This window comes from Brachybacterium sp. p3-SID1565 (genome assembly GCF_025143785.1).
In the GTDB taxonomy this organism is placed as follows: Bacteria; Actinomycetota; Actinomycetes; order Actinomycetales; family Dermabacteraceae; genus Brachybacterium; species Brachybacterium epidermidis.
Genome location: NZ_JAMBDS010000068.1, coordinates 1 through 14,704 on the forward strand (window position 1 = coordinate 1; position 14,704 = coordinate 14,704).

At 69.7% G+C, this 14,704-nt stretch carries 12 protein-coding genes; 3 read left to right on the forward strand and 9 right to left on the reverse strand.

Going from position 1 to position 14,704, the window contains the following annotated elements; translation table 11 throughout:
- Positions 1–139: 139 nt before the first annotated feature.
- On the forward strand, positions 140–1,168 hold the full coding sequence (locus tag M4D54_RS12725; RefSeq protein ID WP_193866134.1) for an ATP-dependent 6-phosphofructokinase: 1,029 nt from the start codon (positions 140–142) through the stop codon (positions 1,166–1,168).
- A 36-nt stretch (positions 1,169–1,204) separates the two neighbouring features.
- Here M4D54_RS12725 and M4D54_RS12730 read toward each other — a convergent pair whose 3' ends face one another.
- From M4D54_RS12730 to M4D54_RS12755, 6 genes are all read right to left on the reverse strand, one after another.
- Positions 1,205–2,461 (reverse strand): acyl-CoA dehydrogenase family protein, encoded by a 1,257-nt coding sequence (locus tag M4D54_RS12730; RefSeq protein WP_193866133.1) that lies wholly within the window; start codon positions 2,459–2,461, stop codon positions 1,205–1,207.
- Positions 2,462–2,507: 46 nt separating this feature from the next.
- Positions 2,508–3,317 carry an endonuclease/exonuclease/phosphatase family protein gene (locus tag M4D54_RS12735; RefSeq protein WP_193866132.1) on the reverse strand — a complete coding sequence of 270 codons (810 nt, stop codon included), beginning with the start codon at positions 3,315–3,317 and terminating at the stop codon, positions 2,508–2,510.
- Positions 3,318–3,383: 66 nt separating this feature from the next.
- The gene (gene dnaE, locus M4D54_RS12740) at positions 3,384–6,950 is read right to left on the reverse strand and encodes a DNA polymerase III subunit alpha (RefSeq protein WP_193866131.1); all 3,567 of its coding nucleotides are present in this window, start codon (positions 6,948–6,950) and stop codon (positions 3,384–3,386) included.
- A gap of 57 nt (positions 6,951–7,007) precedes the next feature.
- Positions 7,008–8,636, reverse strand: a complete 1,629-nt coding sequence (locus M4D54_RS12745; RefSeq protein ID WP_193866130.1) for a hypothetical protein — start codon at positions 8,634–8,636, stop codon at positions 7,008–7,010.
- Positions 8,637–8,643: 7 nt separating this feature from the next.
- Entirely contained in the window at positions 8,644–8,862 is a 219-nt protein-coding gene (locus tag M4D54_RS12750) for a hypothetical protein (RefSeq protein WP_193866129.1), read from the reverse strand.
- 197 nt (positions 8,863–9,059) lie between these two features.
- A complete protein-coding gene (locus M4D54_RS12755) occupies positions 9,060–9,953 on the reverse strand; it encodes an alpha/beta hydrolase (protein ID WP_259891918.1) in 894 nt (297 codons plus the stop codon).
- A 259-nt stretch (positions 9,954–10,212) separates the two neighbouring features.
- Between M4D54_RS12755 and M4D54_RS12760 the strand changes: the two genes are divergently transcribed.
- Positions 10,213–11,862 carry an HNH endonuclease signature motif containing protein gene (locus M4D54_RS12760; RefSeq protein ID WP_259891921.1) on the forward strand — a complete coding sequence of 550 codons (1,650 nt, stop codon included), beginning with the start codon at positions 10,213–10,215 and terminating at the stop codon, positions 11,860–11,862.
- Here the strand turns inward: M4D54_RS12760 and M4D54_RS12765 are convergent.
- Entirely contained in the window at positions 11,856–12,608 is a 753-nt protein-coding gene (locus M4D54_RS12765; RefSeq protein ID WP_193866126.1) for a hypothetical protein, read from the reverse strand. The two genes, M4D54_RS12760 and M4D54_RS12765, sit on opposite strands and share 7 nt — an antisense overlap.
- Positions 12,609–12,640: 32 nt before the next feature.
- On the opposite strand from M4D54_RS12765, the gene M4D54_RS12770 reads away from it, so the two are divergent.
- Entirely contained in the window at positions 12,641–13,249 is a 609-nt protein-coding gene (locus M4D54_RS12770; RefSeq protein WP_193866125.1) for a GNAT family N-acetyltransferase, read from the forward strand.
- 10 nt (positions 13,250–13,259) lie between these two features.
- On the opposite strand, the gene M4D54_RS12775 is transcribed toward M4D54_RS12770, so the two are convergent.
- On the reverse strand, positions 13,260–14,186 hold the full coding sequence (locus M4D54_RS12775; protein ID WP_193866124.1) for an RluA family pseudouridine synthase: 927 nt from the start codon (positions 14,184–14,186) through the stop codon (positions 13,260–13,262).
- The coding region (gene lspA / locus M4D54_RS12780; RefSeq protein WP_259891923.1) for a signal peptidase II at positions 14,183–14,704 on the reverse strand (522 nt) is incomplete at its 5' end. The genes M4D54_RS12775 and lspA, both read right to left, overlap by 4 nt.

Here is a 14,704-nt window from a genome sequence, read left to right on the forward strand (position 1 = left end):
GCGTTCCCGGCAGATGTCCGAGCTGTTCACCGGGCTGTTACCGCGCGTTGGCCGCGGGACGTCTGAACTTCGGCATCGTTCCGGATCGACCGTAGAGTGGCGGTGACCAGTCGACGAGACGGAAGCGAGAGCGCACCCCATGAAGATCGGGATCCTGACCTCCGGGGGCGACTGCCCGGGCCTGAACGCGGTCATCCGCGGTGTCGTCATCAAGGGCGACAAGCTGTTCGAGGACGAGTTCATCGGCTACAGGGACGGCTGGCGCGGTGTCATCGACAACGACTATATGACCCTCCCCCGACGTCGGGTGCGCGGCATCGGCCGCATCGGCGGCACGATCCTGGGGACTTCCCGCTCCAACCCCTTCCACGACGGGGAGGACGGCGCTGCGATCGTGCGTCGGCACATGGACGACAACGACATCGACGGCATCATCGCCATCGGTGGCGACGGCACCCTGTTCACCGCGAACCGGCTGTACGAGGCGGGGATCCCGGTGGTGGGCGTCCCCAAGACGGTGGACAACGACCTGGACGCCACCGACTACACCTTCGGCTTCAACACCGCCGTGGAGATCGCCACCGAGTCCCTGGACCGCCTGCGCATGACCGGTGACTCCCACCACCGCTGCATGGTGGCCGAGGTGATGGGCCGCTCGGTGGGCTGGATCGCGCTGCACTCCGGCATGGCGGCCGGTGCCCACGTGATCGCCCTGCCCGAGTTCCCGCTGACGATCGACGAGATCTGCGCCTACGTGAAGTCGGCCTGGGACCGCGGTCGTGCCCCGCTGGTGGTGGTGGCGGAGGGCTACGTGCCCAAGGACGCCCCGGAGGGCTTCATGAACTACGAGCTGGACGAGTTCGGCCGCCCCCGCTTCGGCGGTGTGGCGGAGGTGCTGGCACCCCTGATCGAGGAGCGCCTGGGCATCGAGTCGCGGGCCACGGTGCTGGGCCACATCCAGCGCGGCGGAGAGCCCACCGGCTACGACCGGGTGCTCGCCACCCGCCTGGGCACCGCCGCCGTGGACCTGGTCCACAACAACGGCTTCGGCCGGATGGTGGCGCTGCGCGGCACGGAGATCGTCGATGTGCCCCTGACCGAGGCGATCAACTCCCTGAAGTCCGTTCCCCGCGCCCGCTGGGAGGAGGCCAAGGTGCTGTTCGGCTGAGCGGCCCGCCGCCGCGCAGACGTGCAGCGCGGCGGCTCAGCGCTCGGATCCCACCTCGCCCAGCAGCGCCTTCGCGTAGGAGGCGTGCACCGACTCCTCGTCAGAGGGGTGGTACATGGCCGCGCGCACGTCGCGCGAGAGGCGCTCCAGCTCGCTGCGGCGGAAGTAGTGGGAGCCGCCGCTGGCGCGCAGCACCTGGTCGACGGCTGCGATCGCGGTCTCGCTGGCGCGGGACTTCACGCCGGAGAAGTGCAGGAACCAGCGTGGTCCGTGGTCGGTCAGGCCCGGTCCGCTCTGACCGGTGCCCAGAGCGTCGAGGTCCGCCATCACCTTCTCGATCTGCAGCACGGCGCCGTCCACGCCGATGGCCGCATCCGCCAGGCGCCAGCGGAGGTCGGGGTCGTCCGCGTGGACGATGCCGCGGGTGACGCTCCTGCGGGTGGTGGCGACCTGGGCGCCCACCTGGATCGCCCGCTCGGCGATGCCGGTGTACACCGAGGCGATCAGCAGCTCGAAGGCACCGAAGATGCCCATCACGAAGGGATCCTGGTTGGGGCCCACCCCGGTGGTGGTGATCACCCGGTCGGCGGTCACGGGCGCCTGGTGCAGGCGGGTGGTGCGGGACTGGGAGGCACGCATGCCGTGGGTGTCCCAGTCGTCCTTGACCTCGACGGCATCGGTGCGCTCGAGCAACCCGAACACCAGGCGCGGATCGTCCTCGGCGGCGCTGGTGTCCCGGCCGTGGACCACCAGACGGTCCCACACCGGGGCCAGGGAGGTGAAGATCTTGGTGCCGGTCACCCGGTAGCTGCCGTCGTCCTGGGGCTCGGCACTGGTCGAGGAGTCGAACAGCATCGCCTCGTTGCCCGCTTCGGAGATGCCGAAGGCGAACAGGCGGTCGTCGGCGGCGTCCTCGAGGATCGCGCGCCCGGAGTCGGCCCCCAGTCGGTGGGCGTGCAGGGCCGCGCCTGTGACCACCAGGTGCATGTTCATGGACAGCGCCGTGGCGGGTGCGGCCTGCGCCAGCCGGCGCTGGATGCGGGAGGCCTGCAGCAGGCTCCCGCCGAGGCCGCCCAGCGCCGTGGGCACCAGTAGCCGCAGGTAGCCGCGGTCGCGGAGGTCGGCGAGGTCCTGCTCGGGGAAGGTGTTCTCCCGGTCGTGGGTGACGGCACGCTCGCGCAGCGTCTCCAGCAGGGCGTCGGGCAGGAAGGCGTCCGCGGACAGGTCCGCAGGGGCGGTGCGATCGGGGGCGATCCGATGGTCGGTGGGGGTCTCAGCAGCGGCGTCGTTCATGGATCCACCGTAGTTGCTGGAGCAGCGCGCAGCGGTGCGGCGGCTCTCACACCCGGATGGTCGCCACCACCGGACGGTGGTCCGAGGCGCGCGAGGGTGCCACCTCCAGGCCTCTCACCTCGAGATCCCCGCGCACCCAGATCGAGTCGATCCGGCGCCGCGGCAGGCGCGCGGGGTGGGTGGCGCGGACCGTGCGGGCCGTCCAGGGCAGTGCGGCAGGCAGTGCGGCCGTGAGGATCGTGCGCCACGGGGAGGGCGCGCTGCGGCCCGCCGCCTCCCATGCCGCATCCCGCCATCCGGCGGCGGCCAGCTGGGCGAGCTCGGGTGCGGACGGATCCGCGTTCATGTCGCCCAGCAGTGCGGCCGGCCCGTCGAGCGCCTCGGCGTGCTGGAGGATGCCCCGCACCTGCGCCGCGCGGTGCCGAGGGTCGCGGTTGTCGAGGTGGGTGAGCAGCAGGTGGAGCGACTCGGCACCCGCCACCCGCGCCGTCAGCAGACCGCGGGGCTCGCGGGGGCCGGGACGGTCGGGATCCGCGGGCAGCGGGTGCAGGTGGTGCTCGATGATCTCGGTGCGGCTCAGCAGTGCCAGGCCGTACCGTCGGCGTCGGCCGCCCGGCTCGGCGGGGTCGCGGTCGATGAGCGCGCCGAACCGCACCTGCCCACCCAGCCGCGCGGCGAGGCGGGACGCCTGGTCCTCGAACCCGGACCGGGCACCGTAGGCGTCGTCGACCTCCTGCAGGCCGACCGCATCGGCCCCCAGCGACGCGATCGTCGCTGCGGTGCGCGCGAGGTCGAGCCTGCCGTCGGCACCGGCCCCGTGGCGGATGTTGTAGGTGGCCAGGCGCAGCACCGTCATCGCGGCGGGCCCGTCATCGCTCTGCGCCCTTCATCGCCCTGCGCCGCTCATCGCTGCGGGCCCGCATCACTGCAGACAGCTCGGCCCCAGCAGAGCCTTCAAGGACGCGTACAGTGCGGCCGAGGGAGTCACCGAGAGTCGCTTGTCCAGCTGCATCAGGGTGGCCCGACCGGGCTCGCGCAGCTTGACGCGCACCTCGCTGGAGCCGGGGTTGTCCTCGAGCACCTCCCGCAGCTGCTCGGCGACCGAGGTGGTGGCCCGCATCGAGGGCAGGGAGATCACGACCGGCCCGTCGGGCCCTCCCCCGGTGTCGGGGATGGTCATCTCCATCACCCGCAGCTCGGGCATCCCCTTGGAGGTGTCCACGCGGCCCTTCATGGAGACCACCAGGTCCTCGGCGAGCTCCGTGGCGACGGTCTGGTAGGTGGAGGGGAACAGCAGGCAGTCGATGGAGCCCTCGAGGTCCTCCACCGTGGCGATCGCCCACATGTCGCCCTTCTTGGTGGTCTTGCGAGCCAATGTGGTGATCAGCCCGGCGATGGTGACCATGGCGCCGTCCTCCACGGCCCCGTCGTCGGCGAGCGCGCTGATGGAGGTGCTCGAGTTCTGTGCGATCACGTGCTCGAGCCCGTACAACGGGTGGTCCGAGACGTACAGGCCCAGCATGTTTCGCTCGAAGGCGAGCTTCTCCTTGCGGTCCCACTCCGGCAGCTCCGGGATGGTGATGGTCGCCGCGGAGCCCGAGGAGGCGCCGTCCTGCCCGCCGCCGGTGAACATGTCGGCGAACAGGTCGTACTGGCCCTGGGCCTCCTTGCGCTTGACGTCCACCACGGCGTCGACCGCGTCCTCGTGCACCAGCACCAGGGAGCGGCGGTTGGCGCCCAGGGAGTCGAACGCCCCGCCCTTGATCAAGGACTCGATGGTGCGCTTGTTGCACACCGTCAGGGAGACCTTGTCCAGGAAGTCGGTGAAGGAGGTGAAGTCGCCCTTCTCCTTGCGCGCCTTGATGATCTCCTCCACCACGTTGTGGCCCACGTTGCGGATCGCGGACAGCCCGAAGCGGATGTCGCTGCCGACGGCGGAGAAGTACATGTCGGACTCGTTCACGTCCGGCGGCAGCACCGTGATGCCGCGGTGCCGGCAGTCACCCAGGTACAGGCCCAGCCGGTCGCGGTTCTCCTGCGTGGAGGTGAGCAGCGCGGCCATGTACTCGGTCGGGTAGTTCGCCTTGAGGTACGCGGTCCAGTAGGAGACCACGCCGTAGGCGGCGGAGTGGGACTTGTTGAACGCGTAGTCGGCGAAGGGCAGCAGGGTCTCCCACAGGGCGTCGACCGCCCCCTTGGAGTAGCCCTTCTCCCTCATGCCGGCCTCGAAGGAGACGAACTGCTTGTCCAGCTCGGCCTTCTTCTTCTTGCCCATCGCGCGGCGCAGGATGTCGGCCTGTCCCAGGCTGTACCCGGCCACCTTCTGCGCCGTCTGCATCACCTGCTCCTGGTAGACCAGCACGCCGTAGGTCTCCCCCAGGATCTCCGCCAGCGGCTCCTCCAGCTCGGGGTGGATCGGGGTGATCTCCTGCAGGCCGTTCTTGCGCAGCGCGTAGTTGGTGTGGGACCCCATGCCCATCGGACCGGGGCGGTACAGCGCCGAGACGGCGGTGATGTCGCCGAACTTGTCGGGCTTCATCTGCCGCAGCAGGGTGCGCATGCCGGAGCCGTCCAGCTGGAACACCCCGAGCGTGTCACCGCGCTGCATCAGCTCGTAGGTGGCCGGGTCCTCGAAGCCCAGGGTCTCCAGGTCCGGCGGGGTCTTTCCGTTGCGCTCGATGTTGACCAGCGCATCGGAGATCACGGTGAGGTTTCGCAGGCCCAGGAAGTCCATCTTCAGCAGGCCCAGGGTCTCGCACGTGGGGTAGTCGAACTGGGTGATGATCTGGCCGTCGGAGGGGCGGCGCATCATCGGGATGATGTCCATCAGCGGCTCGCTGGACATGATCACCGCGCAGGCATGCACGCCCCAGCCTCGGGTGAGGCCCTCGACGCCCTTGGCGATGTCGAACACCTTCTGGACGTCCGGCTCCTCGTCGTGGAGGCGGCGGAACTCGCCGGCCTCCGCGTACCGCTTGTGCTCGGGGTCGAAGATGCCCGACAGCGGGATGTCCTTGCCCATCACGGTGGGGGGCAGCGCCTTGGAGAGACGGTCCCCCATCGCGTAGGGGTAGCCCAGCACGCGAGCGGCATCCTTGAGGGAGTTCTTGGTCTTCATCACGCCGTAGGTGATGACCTGGGCGACGCGGTCGTCGCCGTACTTGCGTTCCACGTACTCGATGACCTCGCCGCGGCGGCGGTCGTCGAAGTCGACGTCGAAGTCGGGCATGGAGACGCGGTCGGGGTTGAGGAACCGCTCGAACAGCAGCCCGTGCTCGAGGGGGTCGAGATCGGTGATGCGCATGGCGTAGGCGACCATGGATCCCGCACCGGAGCCACGGCCCGGACCCACGCGGATGCCGTTCTCCTTGGCCCACTTGATGAAGTCGGAGACGACCAGGAAGTAGCCGGGGAACCCCATCTGGGTGATCACCTCGACCTCGTACTTCGCGCGGCGCGTGACCTCGTCGGGGATGCCACCGGGGTAGCGGTACTCCAGTCCCCGCTGGACCTCCTTGACGAACCAGGAGTGCTCGTCCTCCCCGGGCGGGGTGGGGAACACCGGCATGAAGTTGGCGCCCTCACCGGTGGTGGTGAACTGCACGTCGCACATCTCGGCCACGCGCAGGGTGTTGTCGCAGGCCTCCGGCATCTCCCGGAACAGCTCGCGCATCTGCTGGGCTGACTTCAGGTAGTAGCCGGAGCCGTCGAACTTGAAGCGGCCGGGGGTGTCGAAGGTGGAGCCCGAGTTGATGCACAGCAGGGCGTCCTGGATCTTCGCATCGGCCTCGGTGACGTAGTGGAGGTCGTTGGTGGCCAGCAGCGGCGCACCGATCTCCTTCGACAGGGCGATGAGGTCCTTGGTCACGCGCTGCTCGAGGGTGAGCCCGTGGTCCATCAGCTCGACGAAGTAGTTCTCCTTGCCGAAGATGTCCTGGTACTCGCCTGCCGCCTTGATGGCCTCGTCCCACTGGCCCAGGCGGATGCGGGTCTGGATCTCACCGGAGGGGCATCCCGTGGAGGCGATCAGCCCGCTGCCGTACTTTGCGAGGATCTCCCGGTCCATCCGGGGCCACTTGCCCATCTGCCCGTCCAGGGACGCGGACGACGCCAGGCGGAACAGGTTGTGCATGCCCTCGGTGGTGCGCGAGAGCAGGGTGAGGTGGGTGTAGGCACCGCGGGCGGAGACGTCGTCCCCGGCCTCCTGCTGCTGCTTGGTGCCCCATTGCACGCGGGTGCGGTCATGTCGGCTGGTGCCGGGGGTCACGTAGGCCTCGACGCCGATGATCGGCTTGATGCCCGCGGCGGTGGCCTCGCGGTAGAACTCGTAGGCGCCGAACACGTAGCCGTGGTCCGTGATGGCGATCGCCTTCTGGCCCTGACGTGCGGTTTCGGCCACCAGTTTGTCGATCTTCGCGGCCCCGTCCAGCAGGGAGTAGTCGGTGTGACAGTGGAGGTGGACGAAGTCCTGGGAGTCCGCGGAAGCCATGCGTTCCAGGGTAGTCCGGGGCACCGACCGACGCGCCGGTGGGCGGGGTCATGGTGGTCACCCCGGCGGGTCGGCGCGCTCACCTCGAAGGACGCTCCTGGCAGCGTCCAACGGGTCCGCGGGGAGATTCGCCTCCTCCCAGCAGTGGACGAAGGCCGGTACATGGCGAGGATCGGGATCACGGCGGAACTGGTCGAGCAGGAACCGCTGGGCATCAGCACTGAGGCCGCTCTTGCCGAGCGCCACCGCGACGTCGTGGACACCGAGGACTCTCAGCCGTTCCTGGGTGTGAGCACGCTCGTGGATCTCGATGACATCACTGGCGTACTCGCTGCTCCCGTACGAGTGCCGATCGTCCCTGACCTCGGCGAGCAAGGGCTGGCGATCGACCGACCAGTCCACCGCCCCTCGGTCGACGGCGACCCGGGTCACTGCGAGCTGCGCCCGCGATGACCATCGACGGGTCCGATGGAAGAACTCGGCGAAGGTGGCTCCGCTCCATCGGCGAAGGGCTTTCTCCAGCGCGTCGACATCGCGCATGCGCAAGGCCAGGTCCGCAGCCAGCCGCTGGAGTCTGTCGAGCCGCGCATGCACCAGTTCTGCTGGTGAACGACCGATGTCGGAGAACCGCTGGTCGACGAGGATCCCGTCACCCATCGGGTCGATGTCCAGGAGGAAGGGAGCAGCCGTGTCCCTTCGGACGGGTCCTGCGCCCTCGTGCGAGGCCAGGTCGACGTCGATGAGATCGAGGAGAGCCTCGATCCGCCGCTCGACCTCCGAAGCGGCGAGTTCACACAGTCTCCGGTCCCAGTGCTCGATGACCAGGGGCATGATGGGGATCTGCGGGCTCGGGTGCTTCTCCTCGAGCCCGATGACGGTGCGGATGAATCGTTCAGGCTGCCCACTGCCTGGTCGCGCAGCACGGGGCACGAGGCGGCTCGCCAGATCGATGGCGACACCGAAGGCACGATCGTGCTGATTCCACTGATCGAGGCCGGATCGTATTCGTGTGACAGCGAGCAGAGCTGCGTCGAACGACGCGGCCGAGTCCCTCCCGATGCCGCCCTGGAGAAGGTCGGACACCTGCACCGCGGCATGCATGCTGTCCGGAGGGAGGTCTGCCTCTCCGTCCTCCCCCAGCCACGATGCGACCCTTTCGCGCAGGCACCTCTCGGCCTGCGTCGGCGTGGCATGACGAAGGAGCCAGCCATGGAGGTCGTACGCCTCCGGTGCCAGGCCGATGCTCCCCAGTCCCTCATCGACGTACGCGTTGATGGAGAGCTCGTCGCCGGGATCACGCTCCCATGCTCGTGCCGCGAGGGCGTCCCGTGCACGCTCCAGATCCGCGAACGGCACAGCGTCGTCATGCACGTTGGTGATCGCTGCCTGCGGATCCGGTTCGCGGTCCGCGAGCCACCGCGCCACGACCGCGGCAGCGTGAACACAGAACGGGGCCAGTGCCGAGCCACCATCGTATGAGTGGCCGCACGTGCATCGGAAAGGGCTCCCCCAGTACCGGCCCATGCGCACCACGCGATCAGGGTCGGAATGGACCACACCTTCGAGCGGCATGAGACCGTGCTCGTGGTCCAGAAGATCCACTCCGCGTGCCAGGATGCACGCCTCGGTCAACTGCGCCGCGGGCACCGTGTGCGTGAGGTCGGCCAGGACCATGGGAGAGCTCATGGATGGATCATCGGACAGGGGTGCGACAGAAGAACGCGACTCGGCGTCGCCCGCCCGGGCGATCAAGGCCGTCGATGATCTCGTCGATCGAGTCCTGCCCTGCGCCTCCGACATACCGCTCGAGCGTCTCCGCACGGTAGCGGTTCACGGACGCGTCGCGCTGCAGTGCCCTGATCCGGGCGCGGCGAAGCACCTGCTCATCCACGGTGATCGTCAGGTTGGCCATGCTCCTGTGCAGCGCGGGTCCCATGGAGCACAGGTTCGGTCCAGCAGTGGCCTCCCGTCGGGCAGGACGACAAAGATCCGGTCGAGGCCGACGTGCTCACGACCGGACACCTTGGGGCAGCAGTACCCGTCGGCCCAGAGAGTTTCGTATCGCGCGGGCCCGGACCGCGGAGCGGTCCCACGAAGGCCCGCCGGGCTTCACCCCTCGTCGGCCAGCAGGAACCGTGCCACCTGGTCGATGTAGCCGGTGCGGTCCGCGAAGTAGGAACCGCAGTGGTCGGCCCCCTCGGTGAGCACCAGCCGTGCCGACGTTCCGGCGGCCCGCGCCAGGCGGTGCGCGTGCTCGACCGGGATCACCGAGTCCTCGGTGCCATGGAACATCAGCAGGGGGCGGGGCTCGATGCGGCTGATCGCCTCGATCGGCCGCACCTGGGAGAAGCCGTAGCCGTAGCGGCGTCGGGTGGCGAGGTCCACGAGGTGCGCGAAGGCGCCCGGCACCCTGAGCGAGGCGGCGGCTGCTGCGACCACGCCGTGCATGTCGGCGAAGGAGGAATCGGCGACCACGCGGGAGACGGTCGGATCCTCGGCCGCCACCAGGATCGACACGGCCGCCCCCATGGAGAAGCCCAGCAGGTCGATCCGGGCGTCGGGCCGGCGGGTCCTGGCGAATGCGATGGCGGCGCGCAGATCCTGCTGCTCGTAGTGCCCGAGGGACTGCCGGCCGTCATCGGAGTCGCCGTTGCCGCGGAAGTCGAACAGCAGCACGCTCGCGCCGGCGCGGTGCAGCCCGGTGCCGATGCCCAGCATCTGCGACTTGTCGCCGCGGAAGCCGTGGCTGGCGATCACCACGTGCTCACTGCGCTCGGCTCCAGGGGCGTCGAGCCACCATCCCCGGATAGTGGTCCCGTCGGCCGCGGTGAAGTCGACGGCCTCGCTGTCCACGCCGAGCTCGAAGGGCGTGAAGGTGTACGGCAGGTCGGGACGGCGGGGCCCGTTGAGCTGCCGGGCGGCCAGCAGGGCGGCTCCACCGGCGAGCGACGTGGCCCCCGCTCCGGTCAGCGCGGCGGCGATCAGTGGTGCGTTGCGTGGCATGGATCGCAGTCTAGGCACGGCGGCAGGCACGGCTCCGGCTCCTGTGGATACGTGCGGGGCCTCGGTGGCCGACTCGTTATCCACAGAATGTGGAAAAACATGCATGGTGGAGGAACCCGGATCTGCATTGTCCACCCTTTTATCCACGGCCTTCCACACATTTCGAACGTACTTTCGATTGTCGGTGATGGCGCCTACTCTTGGACCATCAGCACAGCCGAGGGATTCCCGGCCGCGACATCCACCGAAAGGGGGAACGATGACCCAGGTCAGCGATGGTTCCGTGCCGAAGCCGCGGGGTCGCGCCGCTGCGCGTTCCCGCCCCGGTGCGCCACGCCCGCGCAAGCCCGGGATCCGAGGATCAGGGCGTCCGCTCACGCGGGAGACCCTCCCTTCAGAAGCTTTCGTCGACGAGGCCGGGGCGGAGGCGGAGAAGCTCCGGGAGCTGTGGGATCTGGGCCTGGCCGAGTCACGGCAGCTGGCCGCGAAGCTCCGTCTCGCGGCGCGTCACTGGCCCGCCGGCGATCCGGAGGATCCGGATCTGCGCGACGAGGCGGATCTGATGGTGTCTCAGGCCCTGCGCTGCAGCATCCATCACGCATCCCGGCTGCTGGAGGATGCTCACACCGCCGTCACCCATCTGCCGCGACTGCTGGCGCGTCTCGAGGCCGCTGAGCTGCCGGCGCGCTGGTTCACCGTCGTGCTGCGTCGCGCCGGTGGTCTGCGCGAGGCGGCACTGCACGAGCTCGACGAATCCATCGCCAGCTGGGAGCTCGCGGTCGACGAGGGACGCTTCCGTCGCGAGCTCGGTGCCCTGGTGCGCTGGCTCAGCGATCAGCAGGAGGCCGCTCAACGCTCACGCCCTCAGCACAGTGTGGACATCCTCCCGCCCGATGAGGACGGCACCGCCTGCCTTCAGGTCATCGGCCCCGCGCCGGAGATCCTCGCCCTGGGGCGCCGACTGGACTCCGCGGCCCGCGCGATCCAGCGAGCTCAGCGTCAGGCCCTGGAGAGCGGGCAGGAGATCCCCTTCGATGACGGCAGCGTCTCCGGGACCGCGAGGCCGCTCTCCCTCGCGGCGCTGCGCTACCGGGTTCTGACCGGTTCCGTGCTGGAGACGGGCACGGTCGAGGTCCCCCGTGAGCGGTTCCGCATCACCGTCACGGTCCCCGCGCTCAGCCTGCTGGGTGCGGTGGACGCACCCGGCATGCTCGACGGCATCCACCCCATCCCCGCGGAGATGGCGCGGGAGCTCGCCGGTGGGGAGAACACCTGGTACCGCGTGCTCACCGATCCGAGCACCGGTGCGTTCCTGCCCCTGCCGGCCGACCGCTACACCGCCAGGCCCGACATGCTCGAGCACCTGCGCCTGCGCCATCCCACCTGCGCCGTGCCCGGCTGCACCAGGCCCACCTCCTGGGCCAGCGAGATGGACCACATCGAGGAGTTCGACCACCGCGACCCCGCATCCGGCGGTCCCACCTCGATCGAGAACACGCACCTGCTGTGCTGGCGTCATCACCAGCTGAAGACGGCCGGCCTCATCGACCCCGTGCGCCGCAGTGCCGCCACGGCTGATCCGCTGGGCAGTTCACCTTCCGATCCGCCCTCTAGGTCACCTTCCGATCCACCCTCCAGGTCACCTTCCGATCCGCCGGCCAAGTCACCCTCGGGCCCACCCAGCGGAACACTCCACCCGGGCTCCACGTCCTGGGCGATCCGCGGGGGCCCTCCCGTCGACGCCATCGACGACACCGACATGGTCACGCCGTGGGTGGTCGATGCCTTCACCCAGGTGTGGGACGAGGTGCAGCAGCGCATCGCCCGCCATCGCACCGCGATGACCGATGTCGAAATCGGAGAATCCACCGAGGGCACGGAGGAGCAGTACGGCCCGCCGCCCTACTGATCGTCCTGCTCCGCGGCGTCCTCCCGCCGCATGTCGGCCAGCAGCTGGTCCAGGTAGTCGTGCACGTCCTCGTAGCTGAGGTGGCGCTCATCGCGGCGCGGCGGGATCCCGCCCACGAACGCTCCACCGTGCCAGGCCATCGAATCATCCGGCAGGGATGGGTCGTCCGCACGCCACAGATCGAGCGGGATGTTGTGGGCGGCCAGGTCTCGGGCGATCTCATCGGCCTGGGCGGGGCTGCCGGAGCGCTGCAGCACGGAGACCAGCAGCGACTGCGCGGCCCATGCCGATGCCTCGTCATGCCCTGGTCCACCGTCCTCGCCGGGCTCCACGGATTCCTGCACCAGGGCGATGAAGCTGGCAGCGAGATCGTCGCGGCCGTCCTCGTAGTGGTCCTTCGCGACCCGTAGCGCGATGCGCGGCACGTACTGGCGCTGCTCCCACAGCACGGCCGCACCCACCAGTGCCATGCCCACACCGGTCGGGAAGTCCGGGTCCTGCGCGATGGGGTGCACCGGGAGGCGCCCTGCGCGGCGATCGTCGTCCGCTGCCAGGAAGTCCTCGCTGGCCGCTGCGATCGCGGCCCGCGCCGTGCCCTGGTCCCGGAGAGCCACCTCGGCACCAGTGGGTTCGATGCCCAGTCGCCGGGCCACGCGGGCGAAGGGGAACTCCGATCGGGACAGCGCGCGATCCTGGGGGACCGCCGGGATCAGAGGGGCCGAGGACGACGACTGCTTCTCGCTCATCCCACGACGCTACCGCGTGGCACACTCGGGCGATGCACACCATCCCGGCCGTCGCCCTCCGCCCCCTCACGAGCGCCGATGCCGCTGTCCTGGCCGACTGGGCCGCGGACGACACGTTCGGCGCTCATGCCGGCTGGACGCCGGGCTTGGCCTGGGACGAGCACGAGCGCTTCTGGCTCCACCGCATCATCGCGGACCCGCCGCCCGAGCTGCTGCGCCTGGGCGTCGAGCACGAGGGGGCATTGATCGGCTACGTGGATCTGTATGGGACCCGGGCTGACGAGCGCGAGCTGGGATACGTCATCGGACCGTCCACCCGCTGGGGGCAGGGACTGGGCAAGGCCGCGGCCCGAGCCGGCCTGGCGTACGGCTTCGACTCGCTGGCGCTAGCCTCGATATGGGCGGAGGCCCTGCCCCTGAACGCGCCCTCGGTGCGGATCCTGGAGGGGATCGGCATGCGGCACACCGGCCGCGGCGACGAGGCATCCTTCCTGGGGGCGAGGAGCCACTACGAGCAGTACCGCATCACCCGAGAGCAGTACGAGAAGATCCGTGCCGATCCGAGCACCGCAGATGCCCGAGCAGACCCGGGCACACCTGCTGCCCGACGGCCGCAGCAGAACCCCACCGCCCCCGGGTGACGGAGCGCGGTCAGCCCTCCCGCAGGACCTCGAGCGCCTGCTGCAGGTCCTTAGGATACCGGGAGGTGAAGGTGACCGGTCGGCCCGTCACGGGGTGCACGAAGCCCAGCTCCATCGCGTGCAGCCACTGCCGGTTCAGCCCCAGGCGCTCCCCCAGCGTCGGGTCCCCGCCGTACATCGTGTCGCCAACCAGCGGGTGGTGCAGAGCGGAGAAGTGCACCCGGATCTGATGCGTGCGACCGGTCTCCAGCGAGATGCGCAGCAGGGTCGCGGCACGCAGCTCCTCCAGGGTCTCGTAGTGGGTGACCGAATGCTTGCCCTCGTGTGTGACCGCGAACCTGTAGTCGTGGTGCGGGGAGCGGCCGATGGGGGCCTCGATGGTGCCCCGCGGCTGATCGGGCCGACCCTGACACACGGCGTGGTACGTCTTGTCCACCTCGCGGGCGCGGAAGGCATCCTTCAGGGTGGTGTAGGCGCGCTCCGTGCGGGCCACCACCATCAGTCCGCTGGTGCCCACGTCCAGCCGTGAGACGATCCCCTGCCGCTCCGGGTCCCCACTGGTGCGGATCGCCACCCCGGCCGCGGCGAGGTGCCCCAGCACGGTGGGCCCGGACCAGCCAGCACTGGGATGGGCAGCGACGCCGACGGGCTTGTCGATCACCACGATGTCGTCGTCCTGGTGCACCAGCGCCATCCCCTCGGCGATCTGCGGCCGCACCTCCACGGCCGGCCGCTCCTCCAGAATGGTCACCGAGAGCATCGCTCCTGCTTCCAGGCGGGTCGATCGAGCGGGCGTGGCGCCGTCGAGCTCGACGTGGCCGGCGTCCACGAGATCCGCGGCGCGGGAACGGGACAGCCCCAGCATCCGCGACAGCCCGACGTCGATGCGCTCACCGGCCAGGCCGTCCGGCACCATCAGCACGCGGGAGGCGTTCATCGCTGGTCCTCGACGGGCTCGACGGGCTCCGCTGGGTCCGCCGGGACGCCGATCACTCCCAGTAGCACCACCAGGACGGCACCGCCCACCACGGCCATGTCGGCCACGTTGAACACCGGCCAGTTGGGCAGCTGCAGGAAGTCGACGACCTCGCCGCGGAACGGGCCGGGCGGGCGCAGCAGGCGATCATGGATGTTGCCCAGCGCCCCGCCCAGGATCAGGCCCATCGCCAGGGTGTACCACGGCGAGCGCACCGCCTTGACGGAGAACACGATCACCCCGATCGCGATCGCGATCTGCAGCGCCGTGACCACGGGTGTGATCTTCGAGCCCATGCCCCAGGCCGCGCCCGAGTTGTACAGCAGCGTCAGCTGCAGCACCTCCCCCAGGAAGGGCTGCGGGTCCAGCTCGTCCAGGTTCGCCTCTGCCCAGGTCTTGGAGACCTGGTCCAGCACGGCCAGCACGGCGGCAAGGACGCCCACGATCAGCAGCACCGTCCCCCGGCCGAGCCTGCGGGA

Coding starts and splice junctions, on each gene's coding strand:
- M4D54_RS12725 (WP_193866134.1), top strand. CDS start 140: ATGAAGATCGGGATCCTGACCTCCGGGGGCGACTGCCCGGGCCTGAAC.
- M4D54_RS12730 (WP_193866133.1), bottom strand. CDS start 2,461: ATGAACGACGCCGCTGCTGAGACCCCCACCGACCATCGGATCGCCCCC.
- M4D54_RS12735 (WP_193866132.1), bottom strand. CDS start 3,317: ATGACGGTGCTGCGCCTGGCCACCTACAACATCCGCCACGGGGCCGGT.
- dnaE (WP_193866131.1), bottom strand. CDS start 6,950: ATGGCTTCCGCGGACTCCCAGGACTTCGTCCACCTCCACTGTCACACC.
- M4D54_RS12745 (WP_193866130.1), bottom strand. CDS start 8,636: ATGAGCTCTCCCATGGTCCTGGCCGACCTCACGCACACGGTGCCCGCG.
- M4D54_RS12750 (WP_193866129.1), bottom strand. CDS start 8,862: ATGGCCAACCTGACGATCACCGTGGATGAGCAGGTGCTTCGCCGCGCC.
- M4D54_RS12755 (WP_259891918.1), bottom strand. CDS start 9,953: ATGCCACGCAACGCACCACTGATCGCCGCCGCGCTGACCGGAGCGGGG.
- M4D54_RS12760 (WP_259891921.1), top strand. CDS start 10,213: ATGACCCAGGTCAGCGATGGTTCCGTGCCGAAGCCGCGGGGTCGCGCC.
- M4D54_RS12765 (WP_193866126.1), bottom strand. CDS start 12,608: ATGAGCGAGAAGCAGTCGTCGTCCTCGGCCCCTCTGATCCCGGCGGTC.
- M4D54_RS12770 (WP_193866125.1), top strand. CDS start 12,641: ATGCACACCATCCCGGCCGTCGCCCTCCGCCCCCTCACGAGCGCCGAT.
- M4D54_RS12775 (WP_193866124.1), bottom strand. CDS start 14,186: ATGAACGCCTCCCGCGTGCTGATGGTGCCGGACGGCCTGGCCGGTGAG.